16 protein-coding genes are annotated in these 13,823 nt (G+C 62.6%); 5 read left to right on the top strand and 11 right to left on the bottom strand.

Going from position 1 to position 13,823, the window contains the following annotated elements:
- Window positions 1-100: 100 nt before the first annotated feature.
- The gene (locus HFP57_RS15640) at window positions 101-862 is read right to left on the bottom strand and encodes a slipin family protein (protein WP_176870657.1); all 762 of its coding nucleotides are present in this window, start codon (window positions 860-862) and stop codon (window positions 101-103) included.
- 16 nt (window positions 863-878) lie between these two features.
- Entirely contained in the window at window positions 879-2,129 is a 1,251-nt protein-coding gene (locus HFP57_RS15635) for an NfeD family protein (protein WP_246263197.1), read from the bottom strand.
- 476 nt (window positions 2,130-2,605) lie between these two features.
- Between HFP57_RS15635 and HFP57_RS15630 the strand changes: the two genes are divergently transcribed.
- Complete coding sequence (locus tag HFP57_RS15630; RefSeq protein ID WP_176870655.1) at window positions 2,606-3,040, top strand: hypothetical protein; 435 nt, start codon at window positions 2,606-2,608, stop codon at window positions 3,038-3,040.
- 55 nt (window positions 3,041-3,095) lie between these two features.
- Here the strand turns inward: HFP57_RS15630 and xth are convergent, their stop codons facing one another.
- Window positions 3,096-3,869, bottom strand: a complete 774-nt coding sequence (gene xth / locus HFP57_RS15625; protein ID WP_176870654.1) for an exodeoxyribonuclease III — start codon at window positions 3,867-3,869, stop codon at window positions 3,096-3,098.
- A 52-nt stretch (window positions 3,870-3,921) separates the two neighbouring features.
- On the opposite strand from xth, the gene HFP57_RS15620 reads away from it, so the two are divergent.
- Window positions 3,922-4,416, top strand: coding sequence for a GNAT family N-acetyltransferase (locus HFP57_RS15620; RefSeq protein WP_176870653.1), 495 nt, complete (start codon window positions 3,922-3,924; stop codon window positions 4,414-4,416).
- On the opposite strand, the gene erpA is transcribed toward HFP57_RS15620, so the two are convergent.
- The 5 genes from erpA to glnE form a co-directional block, all read right to left on the bottom strand.
- Window positions 4,413-4,748, bottom strand: coding sequence for an iron-sulfur cluster insertion protein ErpA (gene erpA / locus HFP57_RS15615; protein ID WP_176870652.1), 336 nt, complete (start codon window positions 4,746-4,748; stop codon window positions 4,413-4,415). The two genes, HFP57_RS15620 and erpA, sit on opposite strands and share 4 nt — an antisense overlap.
- A 72-nt stretch (window positions 4,749-4,820) precedes the next feature.
- Window positions 4,821-5,288: a M23 family metallopeptidase gene (locus HFP57_RS15610; RefSeq protein ID WP_246263685.1), complete on the bottom strand. Its 468-nt coding sequence runs from the start codon at window positions 5,286-5,288 to the stop codon at window positions 4,821-4,823.
- Window positions 5,289-5,612: 324 nt separating this feature from the next.
- Window positions 5,613-6,410: a ferritin-like domain-containing protein gene (locus tag HFP57_RS15605; protein WP_176870650.1), complete on the bottom strand. Its 798-nt coding sequence runs from the start codon at window positions 6,408-6,410 to the stop codon at window positions 5,613-5,615.
- 4 nt (window positions 6,411-6,414) lie between these two features.
- Window positions 6,415-6,879 carry a thioredoxin-dependent thiol peroxidase gene (gene bcp, locus HFP57_RS15600; RefSeq protein WP_218135034.1) on the bottom strand — a complete coding sequence of 155 codons (465 nt, stop codon included), beginning with the start codon at window positions 6,877-6,879 and terminating at the stop codon, window positions 6,415-6,417.
- 2 nt (window positions 6,880-6,881) lie between these two features.
- On the bottom strand, window positions 6,882-9,590 hold the full coding sequence (gene glnE, locus HFP57_RS15595) for a bifunctional [glutamate--ammonia ligase]-adenylyl-L-tyrosine phosphorylase/[glutamate--ammonia-ligase] adenylyltransferase (protein WP_176870648.1): 2,709 nt from the start codon (window positions 9,588-9,590) through the stop codon (window positions 6,882-6,884).
- 70 nt (window positions 9,591-9,660) lie between these two features.
- Here glnE and HFP57_RS15590 point away from each other — a divergent pair, with 70 nt between their 5' ends.
- Complete coding sequence (locus tag HFP57_RS15590) at window positions 9,661-9,843, top strand: NepR family anti-sigma factor (protein WP_176870647.1); 183 nt, start codon at window positions 9,661-9,663, stop codon at window positions 9,841-9,843.
- Between the two features lie 11 nt (window positions 9,844-9,854).
- Here HFP57_RS15590 and HFP57_RS15585 read toward each other — a convergent pair whose 3' ends face one another.
- From HFP57_RS15585 to HFP57_RS15580, 3 genes are all read right to left on the bottom strand, one after another.
- Window positions 9,855-10,481, bottom strand: coding sequence for a sigma-70 family RNA polymerase sigma factor (locus HFP57_RS15585; RefSeq protein WP_176870646.1), 627 nt, complete (start codon window positions 10,479-10,481; stop codon window positions 9,855-9,857).
- Between the two features lie 113 nt (window positions 10,482-10,594).
- Window positions 10,595-10,729 (bottom strand): hypothetical protein, encoded by a 135-nt coding sequence (locus tag HFP57_RS18180; protein WP_281363100.1) that lies wholly within the window; start codon window positions 10,727-10,729, stop codon window positions 10,595-10,597.
- 73 nt (window positions 10,730-10,802) lie between these two features.
- Window positions 10,803-11,609, bottom strand: a complete 807-nt coding sequence (locus HFP57_RS15580) for a response regulator (RefSeq protein WP_176870645.1) — start codon at window positions 11,607-11,609, stop codon at window positions 10,803-10,805.
- 214 nt (window positions 11,610-11,823) lie between these two features.
- Between HFP57_RS15580 and HFP57_RS15575 the strand changes: the two genes are divergently transcribed.
- On the top strand, window positions 11,824-12,012 hold the full coding sequence (locus HFP57_RS15575; protein ID WP_176870644.1) for a NepR family anti-sigma factor: 189 nt from the start codon (window positions 11,824-11,826) through the stop codon (window positions 12,010-12,012).
- 96 nt (window positions 12,013-12,108) lie between these two features.
- Window positions 12,109-13,596, top strand: a complete 1,488-nt coding sequence (locus tag HFP57_RS15570) for a sensor histidine kinase (protein ID WP_218135033.1) — start codon at window positions 12,109-12,111, stop codon at window positions 13,594-13,596.
- The last annotated feature ends 227 nt before the right edge of the window (window positions 13,597-13,823 follow it).

The raw sequence follows: 13,823 nt of genomic DNA, 5'->3' as shown, positions 1-13,823 counted from the left end.
GTAGCCATTCACGGACTGATCGAAGCGTTGGCCTGGGCCTAAATAGAATTGCACCACGTTCCCATGACGAGGTTCCGCAAATTGCCTGGCGCCGGGCGCATCAGCTTTCGCCTTTGCCGAACCAGCCACTCAGATCTATCGGGAAGGGGAAGACGATCGTCGAGCTGTTCTGTTCATTGGCAAGCACGTTCAGCGTCGAAAGGTAGCGCAGCTGCATGGCTTCGGGGGCTTGGCCCAGCACGCGCGCTGCTTCGAGCAGCTTTGCAGCGGCCTGGTATTCACCTTCGGCATTGATGACCTTTGCGCGCCGCTCGCGTTCGGCCTCGGCTTGGCGGGCAATCGCGCGCACCATCGATTCATCGATATCGACATGCTTGATCTCGACATTGGCGACCTTGATCCCCCAAGGGTCTGTCTGCTTATCGAGGATTTCCTGGAGGTCCTCGTTGAGCTTGTCACGCTCTGAGAGCATCTCATCCAACTCATGCTTGCCCAGTACCGATCGTAGCGTTGTCTGGGCGAGTTCGCTCGTGGCCTGGATGAAGTTTTCTACCTGGATGATCGCGCTCTCCGGATCGACGATACGGAAATATACGACGGCATTTACCTTCACCGAAACGTTATCGCGTGAGATGACATCCTGGGTGGGCACGTCGAGTACGATGGTTCTGAGGTCAGTCCTAACGATCTGTTGGACGAATGGTATGAGAAGGATGAGGCCGGGTCCCTTCACCCCGGTAAAGCGCCCCAAAGTAAAAACGACCGCGCGTTCATATTCGCGCAGTATCTTGATCGCGGCCCAGAGGAAGGCAAGGACCAGCAGCACCAGCGGCACGAAGAAGCCATAATTCAGAAAATCCATTCTTTCCTCCTTGCGATCAGGGTCCGGGGTCTCCCGACGGCGAGACCGTCAGTTTCAGGCCCGACAATTCCTTGACGATGACGCCCTGGCCCTCGCTCAGGCCTTCCGGCCCTTCGGCGTTCCAGCGTTCCGAATGAACAAGGACGTGCCCTTTGCCGTCCGTCCAGTCGATGACTGTCGCCGATGCTCCGATCAGTTCTTCCGGACCAGTGACGACGCGATGCTTGAACGAACTGATGCCGACGCGGGCGACAAGGATGACCAGGCCCGCGCCGAACACGCCGATGGCAGCTATCACGGACCAGTTGACGCGGAATTCCGGCACGTCGGTATCGAACAGGATCGTCGCACCGAAAACGAGCGCAACGAGCCCGCCGATACCCAGGATGCCGAACGACGGCGCAAAAGCTTCGCCGACCATAAGCCCAATTCCAAGCAGGATCAGCGCGAGACCGACAAAATCGACGGGCAGCGCCGCCAAGGCATAGAGGCCGATCAGCAGGCAAATGGCGCCCACCGTCCCGGGTACGAGCGACCCGGGATTGAGGAATTCGAAAATCATCCCGTAAATCCCAATCATCAGCAGAATGAGCGCGATGTTGGGGTTGGTGATGGTCGCGAGCAACTGGGTCGTCCAGCCGGGCTCGATCTCCCTCACGGTGAGCCCGGCGGTTCTCACCTCGCGTGTCTCGCCATCGATTGTCACGGTCGTCCCGTCCAATTGTTCGAGCAAGGATGCAAGATTGGGCGCGACTATATCGATCACGCCCTGCTCCAGGGCCGCGTCTGCGGATAGGCTCGCGGCCTCTCGGACCGACTCTTCGCCCCAGTCGGCGTTTCGGCCGCGCATTTCAGCCAGTGACCGTATATAGGCAACGGCATCGTTCACTGCCTTGCGTTCAGCAGCAGTCGCCGGCGAATTCCCTGCTTCCCCGTCCTCGCCATCGCCTTCGGGCGAAGGAGCCGCACCGATCTGGATAGGCGTCGCCGCGCCAAGGTTCGTTCCGGGGGTCATCGCTGCAACGTGACTTGCGTAAAGTATATATGTCCCGGCGCTCGCAGCCCGGGCCCCGCTGGGATGGACATAGGTTACGACCGGGATCGGCATCGCAAGGATGGCCTGGATGATTTCACGCATGGAGGTGTCGAGGCCTCCGGGCGTATCCATGGAGATGACGACAAGTTCGGCGTCAGCCTGGCTGGCCTGCCCCAGTCCATCGGCGATGAAGGACGCCGAAGCAGGGCCGATCGCGCCCTCGAGGCGCATTACATAGGCCTCGCCCGAAGAAGAATGAGCGGGAGAACTAAACGAACCGCAAAGGACGACGAGGGCCGCAATGAAAAGGCCCTTGATAGAGCGACGACTGCCTAGCGAAGCTGGCATCTCCTGCGATCCCCGTTTCCTGCTTCTGGTTATGGCTTGTTGTCACCATACCACTTGAGACAGGATAGCTGAAATTTCGGGGCTGTTCGTGGACAATCCGCTCCGCCAAGATCAATGTTCGATAAGGGGGCGCAAACGGACTTCCACCGCGAACTGGAAGTATCCGAACGTCCTTGCAATGTAGGAAAAACCATGTGCCATTATGATGGATGACGCATCGGACACATGCATTGCGGGAAGCCATCGGCCTCGCTGCCTCCCCTTCTCATCGTCGCTTCCGCGAAAGCGGGAATGGCGGGGATAACACAGATTCCGTTCGGGCTGAGCCTGTCGAAGCCCTGCGCTTTTCTTCCGGGACTTTGACAGGAAAGAACAGCCCTTCGACGGGCGCAGGACAAACGGCGTGTGTCACGCCCGACCCCCTCGCCGACGCGATCATCCGCAACCGCCGCTCGGGCTGGACGGCGCGGCGGATGCGGTGTTTTCTGTCGCTGTTCGAGGCGAGCGGTCGGGTCGGCGCGTCCTGCGCGGCGCTCGGGCTGTCGCGGCGGTCGGTGACGAAACTGCGCCGCCGCAACCCCGCCTTCGCCGCGGCGTGGGAGGCGGCGGCGCGGCACCGGCAGGCGCGCGTGGCGGCCTTTTGCGACATCGATGCGATCCCCGATCGTGAGCCCGATCACGCCGCGCTGTCCAGCGCCGAGCTGCGCGTCGCCCTCTCCCGCATGGACTCGGTGCTGGCGCGGCGGAAGCCGGCCCCTGTCGACCGGATGGCCGTCAACCGGACGGGAACTTAAGCGCACATCGGGTGCGGCGGGTGTAAACGAAACGGGAACTTAATGAGAGAAACCGTCAGCCAGCCAGCTCGACCCAGACCGGCGTATGGTCCGACGCCTTTTCGCGGCCGCGATATTCCTTGTCGACGCCGGCATCGCGCAGGCGGTCGGCGGCGACCGGGCTCAGCATCAGATGATCGATGCGAAAGCCCGCATCGCGCTGCCAGGCGCCGGCCTGATAGTCCCAATAGGTCCAGATCCTGCCCGTCGGAAACCGCGCGCGGATCGCATCGGTCCAGCCCATCGCCGCGAGCCGGCGGAACGCGGCGCGGCTTTCCGGCTGGGTCAGCGCGTCGTCGGTCATCTTGTCCGGCGAATAGATATCCTGATCGGTCGGGATCACATTATAATCGCCGGCCAGCACGACCGGCCGCTCGGTCGCGAACAGCTCTTCGGCGCGCGCCAGCAGCCGCTCCATCCAGGCGAGCTTGTAGTCGAATTTGGGGCCGGGCTGGGGATTGCCGTTGGGCAGGTAGATCGACGCGACGATCACGTCGCCGATCTCCGCCTCGATATAGCGGCTCTGCTCGTCCTCATCGTCTCCCGGAAGGCCGCGCCGATGCTCGACAGGTTCCGCCTCGCGCGCCAGGATCGCGACGCCGTTGAACCCCTTCTGCCCCAGCCAGACGCCGCCATAGCCCGCCTCCTCGATCGCCTTGACGGGCAGGCGGTCGCCATCGCCCTTGAGCTCCTGCAGGCACACCACATCGGGCTTCTGCTCGGCGAGCCATTCGGTGAGTCGGGGCAGCCGGGCATTGATCCCGTTCACATTGTAGGTCGCGATTTTCATGGGAACGCCTTATGCCCCGATCGATGGGACGGGGCCAGCCGGGAGATGAGATTTGATACGCGCGGCGCGCAGCGGAGAACTCGGCGAAATCGGCGCCATCGAGGAATCGGCCGACACGCTGTTTCGCGGCACGCATCTGGAATGGGCGATCGGCAAATGGCCGCCGCCGCGCGACCGCTACGAGCGAAGCCTCGGCGAGGGGCGGCTCTGGGTGTGGGAGGAGGACGACCGGATAGCGGGCTTTCTCTGCGCGCATGCCGTCGACGATCTGCTATATATAGACCAGCTCGCCGTCGGCGCGGACTTCCAGCGCCGCGGGATCGGTCGCAAGCTCATGCGGCATGTCATTGCCCACGCCCGCGAGCGCGCTACCACGCTGGCGCTGATCACGGACCGGAAAATCTCTTGGAACGAGCCCTTTTATGCGTCGCTTGGCTTTGCGGAGTGGCCAGACCCTTCTCCGGGCGTACGGGCCGAACTCGACGTGGAATATGCGGACGGCTTCGATCCCGCGACGCGTATCGTTATGCTACTGAAAGCGGATTAGACCGAGAAACTCGTGCCGCAGCCGCAGCCCGACTGGGCATTGGGATTATTAACCTGAAAGGCCGCTCCACCGAGATTTTCGACGAAATCGACCGAGCAGCCGCGCACCAGATCGAGGCTGATCGTGTCGACGACGAGTTTCACGCCGTCCCGCTCGGCCAGCACGTCGTCGTCCTCGACGCCGTCGGCGAGTTCGAAGCGATACTGGAACCCGGCACAACCGCCGCCGTCCACGGCCAGCCGCAATATGGCGGGCTTGCCCTGGCGTTCGGCGATTGCCGCCACACGCGTCGCGGCCGATTGCGTCAGATCGATATCGATTACGTCGGTCATGTACTCAAAATAGGAAAAGAGGCCGTCCGCGGCAAGCGCCGAGCCCCTTTTTTCGACAACGCGACGAAAACGCTATTGGCTCGCGCCGACGGCCGTCGTTCCTTCGGTCGCGCTGCTCGCCGAAGCCAGCTGCGCGAGATACTGGCCCGATGTCATGAACGGCATCGGATTGACCGGAAGTCCGGCGACGCGGACTTCGTAATGAAGGTGGCTGCCCGTCGAGCGGCCGGTGGAGCCCATCCGGCCGATGAGCTGGCCGCGCGTCACCCGCGCACCCGGCTCGACCAGGATCTGCGACATATGGCCGTAGCGGGTCTGGATCTCGCCGCCATGGTTGATCTCGACATATTTGCCATAGCCGCCGAGCCACTGGGCGCGGCCGACAATGCCGTCGGCGGTCGCGTAGATCGGCGTTCCGATCGGGCCCGCCATATCGAGACCGTTATGCATGCGACGGCCGCGGCGGAACGGATCGTTGCGCGTGCCGAAGCTGCTGGTCAGGCGATAGCCCTCGACCGGGCGGAGCGACGGGATGGCCATCACGCCCCGGCGCTGCCGTTCGTTCTGGCGCCAGCTGGCAAAAAGTGTCCGAACATCGGAACTTTCCGCGGCTACAGTCGTATTAGTTTGAGCGGTTGCCGGCGCCGACACGGCGAAGGCGGCAAGAAGTGCGGCGAAAGCATAGGCAGGCGCTGAAACCCAGTGGCCGGCCGATGCGAAAATACGTGAAATCATAGCGGTTTTGCGACCCGTTATTTGCGATTTGCCGCGCAGATTCTGCGCCCAAATCAAGAACCATACTCAATCCGGAGACGGATTTTGCCTCCCCGCAACCGGTGTGGGCCGACATTGTTAACGAAGTGCCTAACAGGCAAGCGACGAATAGAAATCCCGGGTCAAACCGGCTTGTCGACGCGCTGAGTCGTTGAATGGCGGCTTCAATCGGCCGCCGAAATAGCGGGAAACGAGGCTCTGCCAGTGTTGCTGCGGCGCAACATTACCGCCCTTGCACAGGGATTCGAACCATTTGACGCCGAATCCGACGTGGCGAATCTCGTCGTTCATAATTCTCGCCAGAATCCTTGCCGAACGCGTGTCCCCCACCTTTTCGAACCGCGCGATCGTCGCGGGCGTGACGTCCAGCCCCCGCGCCTCCAGCACCATCGGGACGATCGCGAGCCGTGCCGCCGCATCATGCGCGGTCGCTTCGGCCGATTCCCACAATCCGTCATGGGCCGGCAGCGCGCCGTAGTAAGCGCCGAGATCGCGGAGGCGCCGGTCGAGCAGCGCGAAATGCATGGCCTCCTCCGCCCCGACCCGCATCCAGTCGTCGACGAATTCTCGCGGAAACGCGCTGCCGAAACGGCCGATCAGGTCGAATGCGAGATCGATCGCGACGAACTCGATATGCGCCAGCGCGTGGAGCATCGCGATCCGGGCACGCTCGGATCCGCCCTTGCCGCGACGCGGCATTTCGGATGGCGGCCGCAATTCGGGCCGTCCCGGACGTGCGGGTCGATCCGGCATATCCGCGTCGAAAACATGCGGCAGTCTTCCAAGGCGCCAGTTCCGCGCCGCCGACCGCGCCGCGAAAACCTTGTCCTTCGGATCGGCGGCGCGCAGGACACCTGCCACCGCTTCTGCGACGCTGGCCCCGCCCATGCGCCTATCCGAGCGCCTTCACGTCTTCGAGCACCGCTTCGGCATGGCCGGCCACTTTCACCTTCGGCCAGATCTTGGCGACCTTGCCGTCGCTGTCGATGAGAAAGGTCGCGCGCTGAATCCCCATATATTTGCGGCCATACATGTTCTTCTCGACCCAGACGCCGAACGCCTCGGTTACCGAGCCGTCGGCATCGGTCGCGAGATCGACCTTGAGATCGTGCTTGGCGGCGAATTTGACATGTTTGGCCGGCGGATCCTTCGAGACGCCGACGATCTTCGCCCCCGCCTGTTCGAAATCGCCCGCGAGATCGGTGAAGGCGATCGCCTCCTTGGTGCAGCCGGGCGTATCGTCCTTGGGATAGAAATAGAGGACCAGCGGCTGGCCACGATAGGCGCTGAGCGCGACTTCGCTCTCGTCGGGCAGTTGCAGCGTCACATCGGGCGCCATTTGACCTTCTTCGACCACCGTCAATCTCCTTCTTTCTGAATCATGGCGAGCCTGTGCCATTCGCCGCTCACGCATTGCCGCGCCCGATCGTAATCCGCAACCAGGCTGTCCCAGTCGTCGGCGCCGCACTGTTCGGCGACCAGCGCCCGGTTCGCTTCGGCAATGTCCTGCGACGCCGGCGACACGAGGCGCAGCGTCACGAGCATCCGGGTCAGCAGATCGTGCGCGTCGGCAAGACCGGGATCCACCAGTCCGGCCTCCACGAGCGCGGCGATCGCATCGCGCAACTCCGGGTTAAAGCCGGTCCGGTCGCGCAACTGGACGAGATGGACGCAGAATTCGAGATCGACGAGCCCGCCATCGACGAGCTTGACGTCGAACGGCCCGGCCGGCGGTTTGTGTGCGGCTATCTCGGCGCGCATGGTCCGCGCATCGGCTATCAACGGGTCGGGATCCCGCTCGCGATCCAGGATCCCCGCGATGGTCGCGGCGATTTCGTCCCGGGCCTTTTGCGGCCCAAAGACGGGGCGGGCCCGCGCCAGCGCCATATGCTCCCAGGTCCAGGCATTGTCGCGATGATAGGCCTTGAAACTGTCGAACGAGACGGCGAGCAGCCCCTGTGCGCCCGACGGCCGCAATCGGGTATCGACCTCGTAGAGCGGTCCGGCAGCCGTCGGCACGCTGAGCGCGGCCGTCACCCGCTGGGCCAGCCGCTGGAAATAGGCGGTCGCGCCGAGCGAGCGATCGCCGTCCGACTGCGCTGAATGATCGCCGGTAAACAGATAGACGAGATCGAGATCCGACGCATGGGTCAGCGCCCGGCCGCCCAACCGGCCGAGTGCCAATATCACGAGATCGCAGCCGGGAATCCGACCATGCACCGCTTCGAATTCGGTGATCGCGGCATCGGCGAGCACGGTGAGTGCGGCTTCGGCAACCCGGGCATAACCGCTCGCGACGTCGAGCGGATCGCTCCGCCCCTCGATCAGCTGGACGCCGAGCGCGAACCGCTCCTCGCCCACCAGCTGGCGCATCCGGTCGAGACGCAGCTGATAGTCGGGCGACGCGCTGCGATCGGCGAGCAGAGCCGTGAGTTCGCCGAGCGGTTCGGGCGGATCGAGGGCCGTGGCGTCGATCAGGCCGTCGAACAGTTCGGCATGGCGCGCGAGTTCGTCGGCGAGCGCCGGCGCATGGCTGAGCACGGCGACCAGCAGGCGCGCCAGCCCCGGCCGGGCCTCAAGCAGGCGAAACAGGTTGACCGCGCTGGGCAGGCGATCGAGCAGCACGTCGAACCGGTTGATGACCCCGATCGAATCGGGCGCCATCCCCATCTCGGAGACCAGCGCCGGCAGCACATCCTCCAGCGCCTCGCGGGCGACCGCCGAATGGGTGGAGCGCAGCCGCCCTGCGCGCCAGCCTTCTATCCGGCGCCGCGCATCGGCGGCCGGCCTGAAACCGGCTGTTTCGAGCGCCTGTTCGAGCCTTTCCGGATCCGTCGGCAACCCTTCCTGCCGCTCGTCCTCCAACTGATCGTAGAGCGCGCCGACATAGGCAACCGGACCGGACAATGCCTCGAGCACCGCCGCCCCATCCGCCATGCCGTGAAGGCCGGCCACCGCGTCCAGCGCCGCCAGGTCCTCCGGCAGGCTGTGCGTCTGTTGATCCTCGATCATCTGCAGACGATGCTCGATCGTCCGGAAAAGCCGATAGGCGCTCGCCAGATGATCGGCATCGCGCGGCGCGATCTGACCGCTCTCGCCGAGCGCCGACAGCGCATCCAGCGTAGCCGGAGCCCGAAGCTCGGGCTCCCGCCCGCCATGGATCAGCTGGTGGATCTGGGCGTAGAATTCGATCTCCCGAATGCCGCCGCGGCCGCGTTTCAGGTCGTACCCGGGTCCGAATTCCTGGCCCTGCGCATAATGATCGCGAATTCGGTGCGACATCGCGCGAATGGCGCGGATCGCGCCGAAATCGAGCGACCGGCGCCAGATAAAGGGCTGGATCGCATCCAGAAACCTGCGCCCGAGTTCGACATCCCCCGCCGCCGCGCGCGCGCGGATGAAAACCGCCCGTTCCCAAGGCTCCGCGCTCGTCTCGTAATGCGCGATCGCCGCGCCCAGGGTGAGCACGATCGGCGTAACTTCGGGCGAGGGGCGGAGCCGCAAATCGACCCGGAAGACATAGCCGTCGCCGGTCCGCTCGTTGAGGATTTCGACCACCCGGCGTCCGATGCGGACCGCAGCCCGCTGCGGATCGTCCTTCTCCCGGCGCGGCATCGTGTCCGGATCGAAGAGGAACAGCAGGTCGATGTCCGATGAATAGTTGAGTTCCCGGCTCCCGTGCTTGCCGAGAGCGATCACGGCAAAGCCGGCCGGCGCCGCATCCGGAAGCCGTTCCGCGAAGGCCGCCCCGATCGCCTCGTCCAGCGCATAGTCGGCAAAGTCCGACAGCAGTGCGGTCGTCTCGACGAGATCGAACGCCCCCGCAAGATCGCCGATTGCTGTGAACAACGCGAGTTTTTGCCGGTCCAGCCGCAACGCGCACACCGAATCTGCGCGTTCGGTTTCCAGATGCACGGCAAAATCGCCAAAATGTGCGAACAGCCGCCCATCGGTCAGCGATTCCGCAAATTCCGGGTTCGCTGCGACAAGACGGTTCAAAAAAGGTGCGTACCGCCGCGCCCGGTCGAGCGCCGCGGCAATCCTGTCCTTTTCGACGCTCTCGGTCATGACGATGCGGGCAGGATCCTGCGATTATTGGCCAAATGCAACTTTTGTCCGATTTGTACGTTATTCACGCATGAGCGACAATTCGCCATCCAGCCGTCCGGAGTCCGGCAAGCGTCCGGATGGCCATCTGCACCTCGGATTTCCGACAAAAAATCGAACCCGGGTCGGCGCATGTCTGCGCGACGCGTTCGACCGTGTTGTTGATGAAGACGTACCCGACGAGCTTCAAGAACTTCTCGGCAAACTCAACTAGGCCCTGCCTGCTCAGCGGTTGCTGAGCTCGTCAACTTCGCTCATGATCTCCTGCAGTGCTGTCTTGCCGTTGTCGCTTTCGAGCGTCTCACGAGGCTTGAGCTTGCCTTCGTCCATCAGCGCTTCGAGCGCCGTCCGTCCGCGGGCCACGCGGCTCTTGATCGTCCCGACTGCACATCCGCAGATCTCGGCCGCCTCCTCATAGGCGAAACCGCCGGCTCCCACGAGGATCAGAGCCTCGCGCTGCGTTTCCGGCAATTCCATCAAGGCCCGCTGCATGTCGCCCAATTCGACATGCCGATCCTGGCTGGCCGGCGCGGCGAGCAATTTGTCCGCGGTCAGATCGTCCCATTCGCCTTTGAACTTTGATCGACGCATCTGCGACAGGAACAGGTTGCGCAGAATGATGAACGTCCATGCCCGCATGTTGGTACCGGCCTGGAACCGTTCGCGCGCGGCCCACGCCTTGAGCAGCGTTTCCTGCACGAGGTCATCCGCGGTGTCGCGATTGCCGGAGAGGGAACGGCCAAAAGCGCGCAGGTGCGGGATTACCTGTGCAAGCTGATCCTTGAATTCGGAATCGCTCAGCGGTTCGGGTTTTTCCGCCTCTCCGTCCGCCTTGCTAGGCGTTTTGGCCATCTAAGGACCCCCCCGTAAACTCATCCGCTACCAACCGGTCTATTAGCGATCCCAACGGTTTAAGCCATAACAATCGCTAATGCCACATACCGAACGCAGTCGGCCGAAGACACTCACCACGCCCAGAACAAGACCCCGAAAATGGCGATGATCAACACAAGTGAAACGACGAGTATTACCCGCGTCATATGCGGGGTCGTACCGGCGCGTGCCTCCTTCTTGGTGAGATGCGGCCCTTCTTCAGTCATGCCTCGTCCTTTGCGTTCGATGTGAAATCATGGTTGCGATGATCGCCCTTTTTTTGCCGTCGCGCGGCCGCCCTTACTCCGGAACGGTTGCCTGGTTGAAGAACAACGCCTGCGCAATCGCCGTCTTCACCGTAGCATTCTGGAATGGTTTGGTAATGAGAAAAGCGGGTTCGGGCCGTTCGCCGGTCAACAGACGTTCGGGAAAGGCGGTAATGAAAATAACCGGGACGTCGATCTCGTCCAGGATATCCTGGACGGCATCGATGCCCGAACTGTCGTCGGCGAGTTGAATATCCGCCAGTACAAGACCGGGCGCCCGGCTGGCCGCTTCGGCGACGGCTTCATCGCGCGTGACGGCGATACCGGTCACAGTATGGCCAAGATCGCGAACGATCGCTTCGATATCCATCGCGATAATGGGCTCATCCTCGATGATCAGCACGTCCGTCTTCAACTGCGCTTCGATTTCCCCGCGCGCTTCGGCGATCAGCGCGTCGACTCGATCGGTCGTGCAATCGAGAAGATAGGCGATATCTCCATTAGAAAAGCCTTCGACTTCGGCCAATAGCAGGGCCTGGCGCGAGACCTTGTCGATCATCGCCAGGCGGGCATTGGCAATAGCCTCGCTTGCCGGGTCACCGGCCGAATTGCCGGCTGCCGCGACATCGCCATTTTCCGTTGAAGCCCAGACTTTGAGAAAAGTCTTGTAAAGTCCCGCCCGCGGATCAACGTCTTGCGGAAAGGAGTCCGGATCGGCGACAATCGATTCAAGCGTCAGCCGGACAAATGCGTCACCCTGCTTCTGGTTGCCGGTCAAGGCGCGGGAGAACCGGCGCAAAAAGGTCAGATGCGGCGCAAGTTGCTGGCCCAATGACGCCATGGATGATTCCTTCTCAAAGTTGACGCAGACACGCGTAGGCGGATCGACCGATACAACTCAAGAGGAAAGGTGGAAATTCGCGCCGGCCGAGATTGCCGAATATTATTCGGTGCCAAACATATTTGTAAGAAAAGAACTTTTCCCCGGAAATTCGCGGTTGCGCAGTTTGAAACTATGTGGCTAGGAAGGACGTGGGTCGTGGTTTTTTGGGGGAATGAGCAGATTGGCTTCTGGTGGCAAAAATCCGCGCAGGCCGGACGAGAGAATCAAAGGCAAGTCAGCAGACGATTCGAAGCCAGCGAAGGACGCCGATATCGGCGATGCATTGCGCTCGGCATATGAAGACGCCGTCAAAGAGGATATTCCTCCGGAAATGCTGGACTTGCTCGGCAAGCTCGATTGAGCCTCGACGGCCTGTTTCCGGCCCGGTCCAGATATGAGCGAAGACGATAATCCGCCCCGGCGTCTGACGAAACTTCCGACCAGTCTGAAGACATTGGTGTTGCTAGGCATTGCACTATTGCCGCTGGGCGTCGTCGCGATCCTTGCGTCATTCGACCAGGCCAGCGATGCGCGCGAAAGCCGCTATGCCGAGGTTAACTTGCTCGCCGAAGTCGGGTCGCGGCACCTCTCCAGCGCGATCGCCGACGCCGAAATGGGCTTGCGGTCGGCAGTCGTGGCGATGGCCGCCCAAGAGGACCTGGAAGCGAACTGTCAGAGCGCGATCGACAGGGCAGTGGCGCTGGAGCCCCGAAAGCCGCCGTTAGCCATTTTGGATGGCGACGGACGCCTCATCTGCGCGTCCGAAGGCTTTGAGCCCGTTTCCACGATCGACCTGCCCGCTCCCGGCCAGGCGACGATGGCGGCCGACATTGACCGCGAAGCCATCATACTCGCCCAGGCCAGCCCCGACGGCCGCGTGATCGGCCTCGCCGAGCTGACCCGCGAATCGCTTGCGCTGCTCCCGCAGCCCACACTGCTGGCGCGCAATTACCAGATCACCCTGTCGCGGGACGACGATCTGGTCGTCGTGCGCCCGTGGAGCGACCCTGTCGCGGACGACCGGGTCCTGAACGCAGCAAAACCGATCAGCGACACCGGATTTATCCTGTCCGCAAGCTTCGAAAAACGACCGCTCAGCACAGCCGAGTTATTCGCGATCGCATTGCCGGTTTTGATGTGGGCCGTGGCCGCTCTTCTGGGCTGGATCGCCATTGCCCAACTGCTGATCCGGCCGCTGACCCGGCTTCGCCATGCAGTCGTGCGGCACGCCAATGGCGATGCCAATTTCGAATTGCCGCATTTCCCGATCTCGGCAATCGAGATCCAGCAGCTGGCGCAAGCCTTCGAAGATGCCTTTGACACACTCCACAGCCATGAGGAGCAGCTGGCCGCCGGCCTGGAGGAACAGGTCCGGCTGACGCGCGAAGTGCATCACCGCGTGAAGAACAACCTGCAGATCATCGCCAGCCTGCTCAATCTCCATGCCCGCGCCGCGAAATCGGACGACAGCGCCGCGGCCTATGCATCGATCCAGCGGCGGGTCGATGCGCTGGCGATCGTGCAGCGCAATCTCTTTGCGGAGCTGGACAACGACAGCGGGCTGCCGCTTCGTCCGGTGGTCGCCGAGCTCGCATCGGGACTCCAGCAAAGCGCGCCGCCGAGCGTCGAAATCGCGATCACGCTCGATGTAGATTCGGTTCGCGTCGGACAGGATATCGCGGCGCCGACGGCCTTTCTCATAACCGAGCTTGTCGAACTGGCAATGCTGTGCGGCGAGTGGGTCGAGATCGCCATCACGGTGACGGCGCTCGCGGATCGATGCGCCCGGCTGGCCGTGCGCTCGGCCGCTCTTGCCGAAGCGTCCAATCGCGACGAATTCCCGCGCTATCGCCGCGTGCTGACCGGTATGGCGCGCCAGCTGCAAGCCAGCCTCGACGAGGAGGAATCCGGGACGCTCTTCACGATCGCCATCCCGACATTGTGATTTTTTTGGAAAAATTCGATGTACAAAATATTGAAATGCAAGGATTTTCGATTTTTTTCCGATTTTTTCGGTTTTTTCGGGAACCAAAGGGTCCGTCCGGCGTTCTGATAGTCGGATAGTGACCTTTTTTGCCCCCCGCTCTCGCTATCCGAAACATTAGCCCGGAAGCGCCTCCACCCCCCCCGGAAGGCGTTTCCGGGTTTAATATTTTGGGGCTGCCCGAATCG

The sequence above is a fragment of the Parasphingopyxis algicola genome (genome assembly GCF_013378075.1).
Taxonomy (GTDB): domain Bacteria; phylum Pseudomonadota; class Alphaproteobacteria; order Sphingomonadales; family Sphingomonadaceae; genus Parasphingopyxis; species Parasphingopyxis algicola.
Note: the sequence above shows the minus strand (reverse complement) of the source record. Positions and strands in the feature narration are given on the sequence as shown.

What these genes read in the sequence shown, in the direction of transcription:
- glnE (WP_176870648.1), bottom strand. Translation starts at nt 9,590, where the DNA reads ATGACCGAGAGCGTCGAAAAGGACAGGATTGCCGCGGCGCTCGACCGG.
- HFP57_RS15575 (WP_176870644.1), top strand. Translation starts at nt 11,824, where the DNA reads ATGAGCAGATTGGCTTCTGGTGGCAAAAATCCGCGCAGGCCGGACGAG.
- HFP57_RS15580 (WP_176870645.1), bottom strand. Translation starts at nt 11,609, where the DNA reads ATGGCGTCATTGGGCCAGCAACTTGCGCCGCATCTGACCTTTTTGCGC.
- HFP57_RS15585 (WP_176870646.1), bottom strand. Translation starts at nt 10,481, where the DNA reads ATGGCCAAAACGCCTAGCAAGGCGGACGGAGAGGCGGAAAAACCCGAA.
- HFP57_RS15590 (WP_176870647.1), top strand. Translation starts at nt 9,661, where the DNA reads ATGAGCGACAATTCGCCATCCAGCCGTCCGGAGTCCGGCAAGCGTCCG.
- HFP57_RS15605 (WP_176870650.1), bottom strand. Translation starts at nt 6,410, where the DNA reads ATGGGCGGGGCCAGCGTCGCAGAAGCGGTGGCAGGTGTCCTGCGCGCC.
- erpA (WP_176870652.1), bottom strand. Translation starts at nt 4,748, where the DNA reads ATGACCGACGTAATCGATATCGATCTGACGCAATCGGCCGCGACGCGT.
- HFP57_RS18180 (WP_281363100.1), bottom strand. Translation starts at nt 10,729, where the DNA reads ATGACTGAAGAAGGGCCGCATCTCACCAAGAAGGAGGCACGCGCCGGT.
- HFP57_RS15640 (WP_176870657.1), bottom strand. Translation starts at nt 862, where the DNA reads ATGGATTTTCTGAATTATGGCTTCTTCGTGCCGCTGGTGCTGCTGGTC.
- HFP57_RS15635 (WP_246263197.1), bottom strand. Translation starts at nt 2,129, where the DNA reads ATGCGCCTCGAGGGCGCGATCGGCCCTGCTTCGGCGTCCTTCATCGCC.
- xth (WP_176870654.1), bottom strand. Translation starts at nt 3,869, where the DNA reads ATGAAAATCGCGACCTACAATGTGAACGGGATCAATGCCCGGCTGCCC.
- HFP57_RS15610 (WP_246263685.1), bottom strand. Translation starts at nt 5,288, where the DNA reads ATGGCCATCCCGTCGCTCCGCCCGGTCGAGGGCTATCGCCTGACCAGC.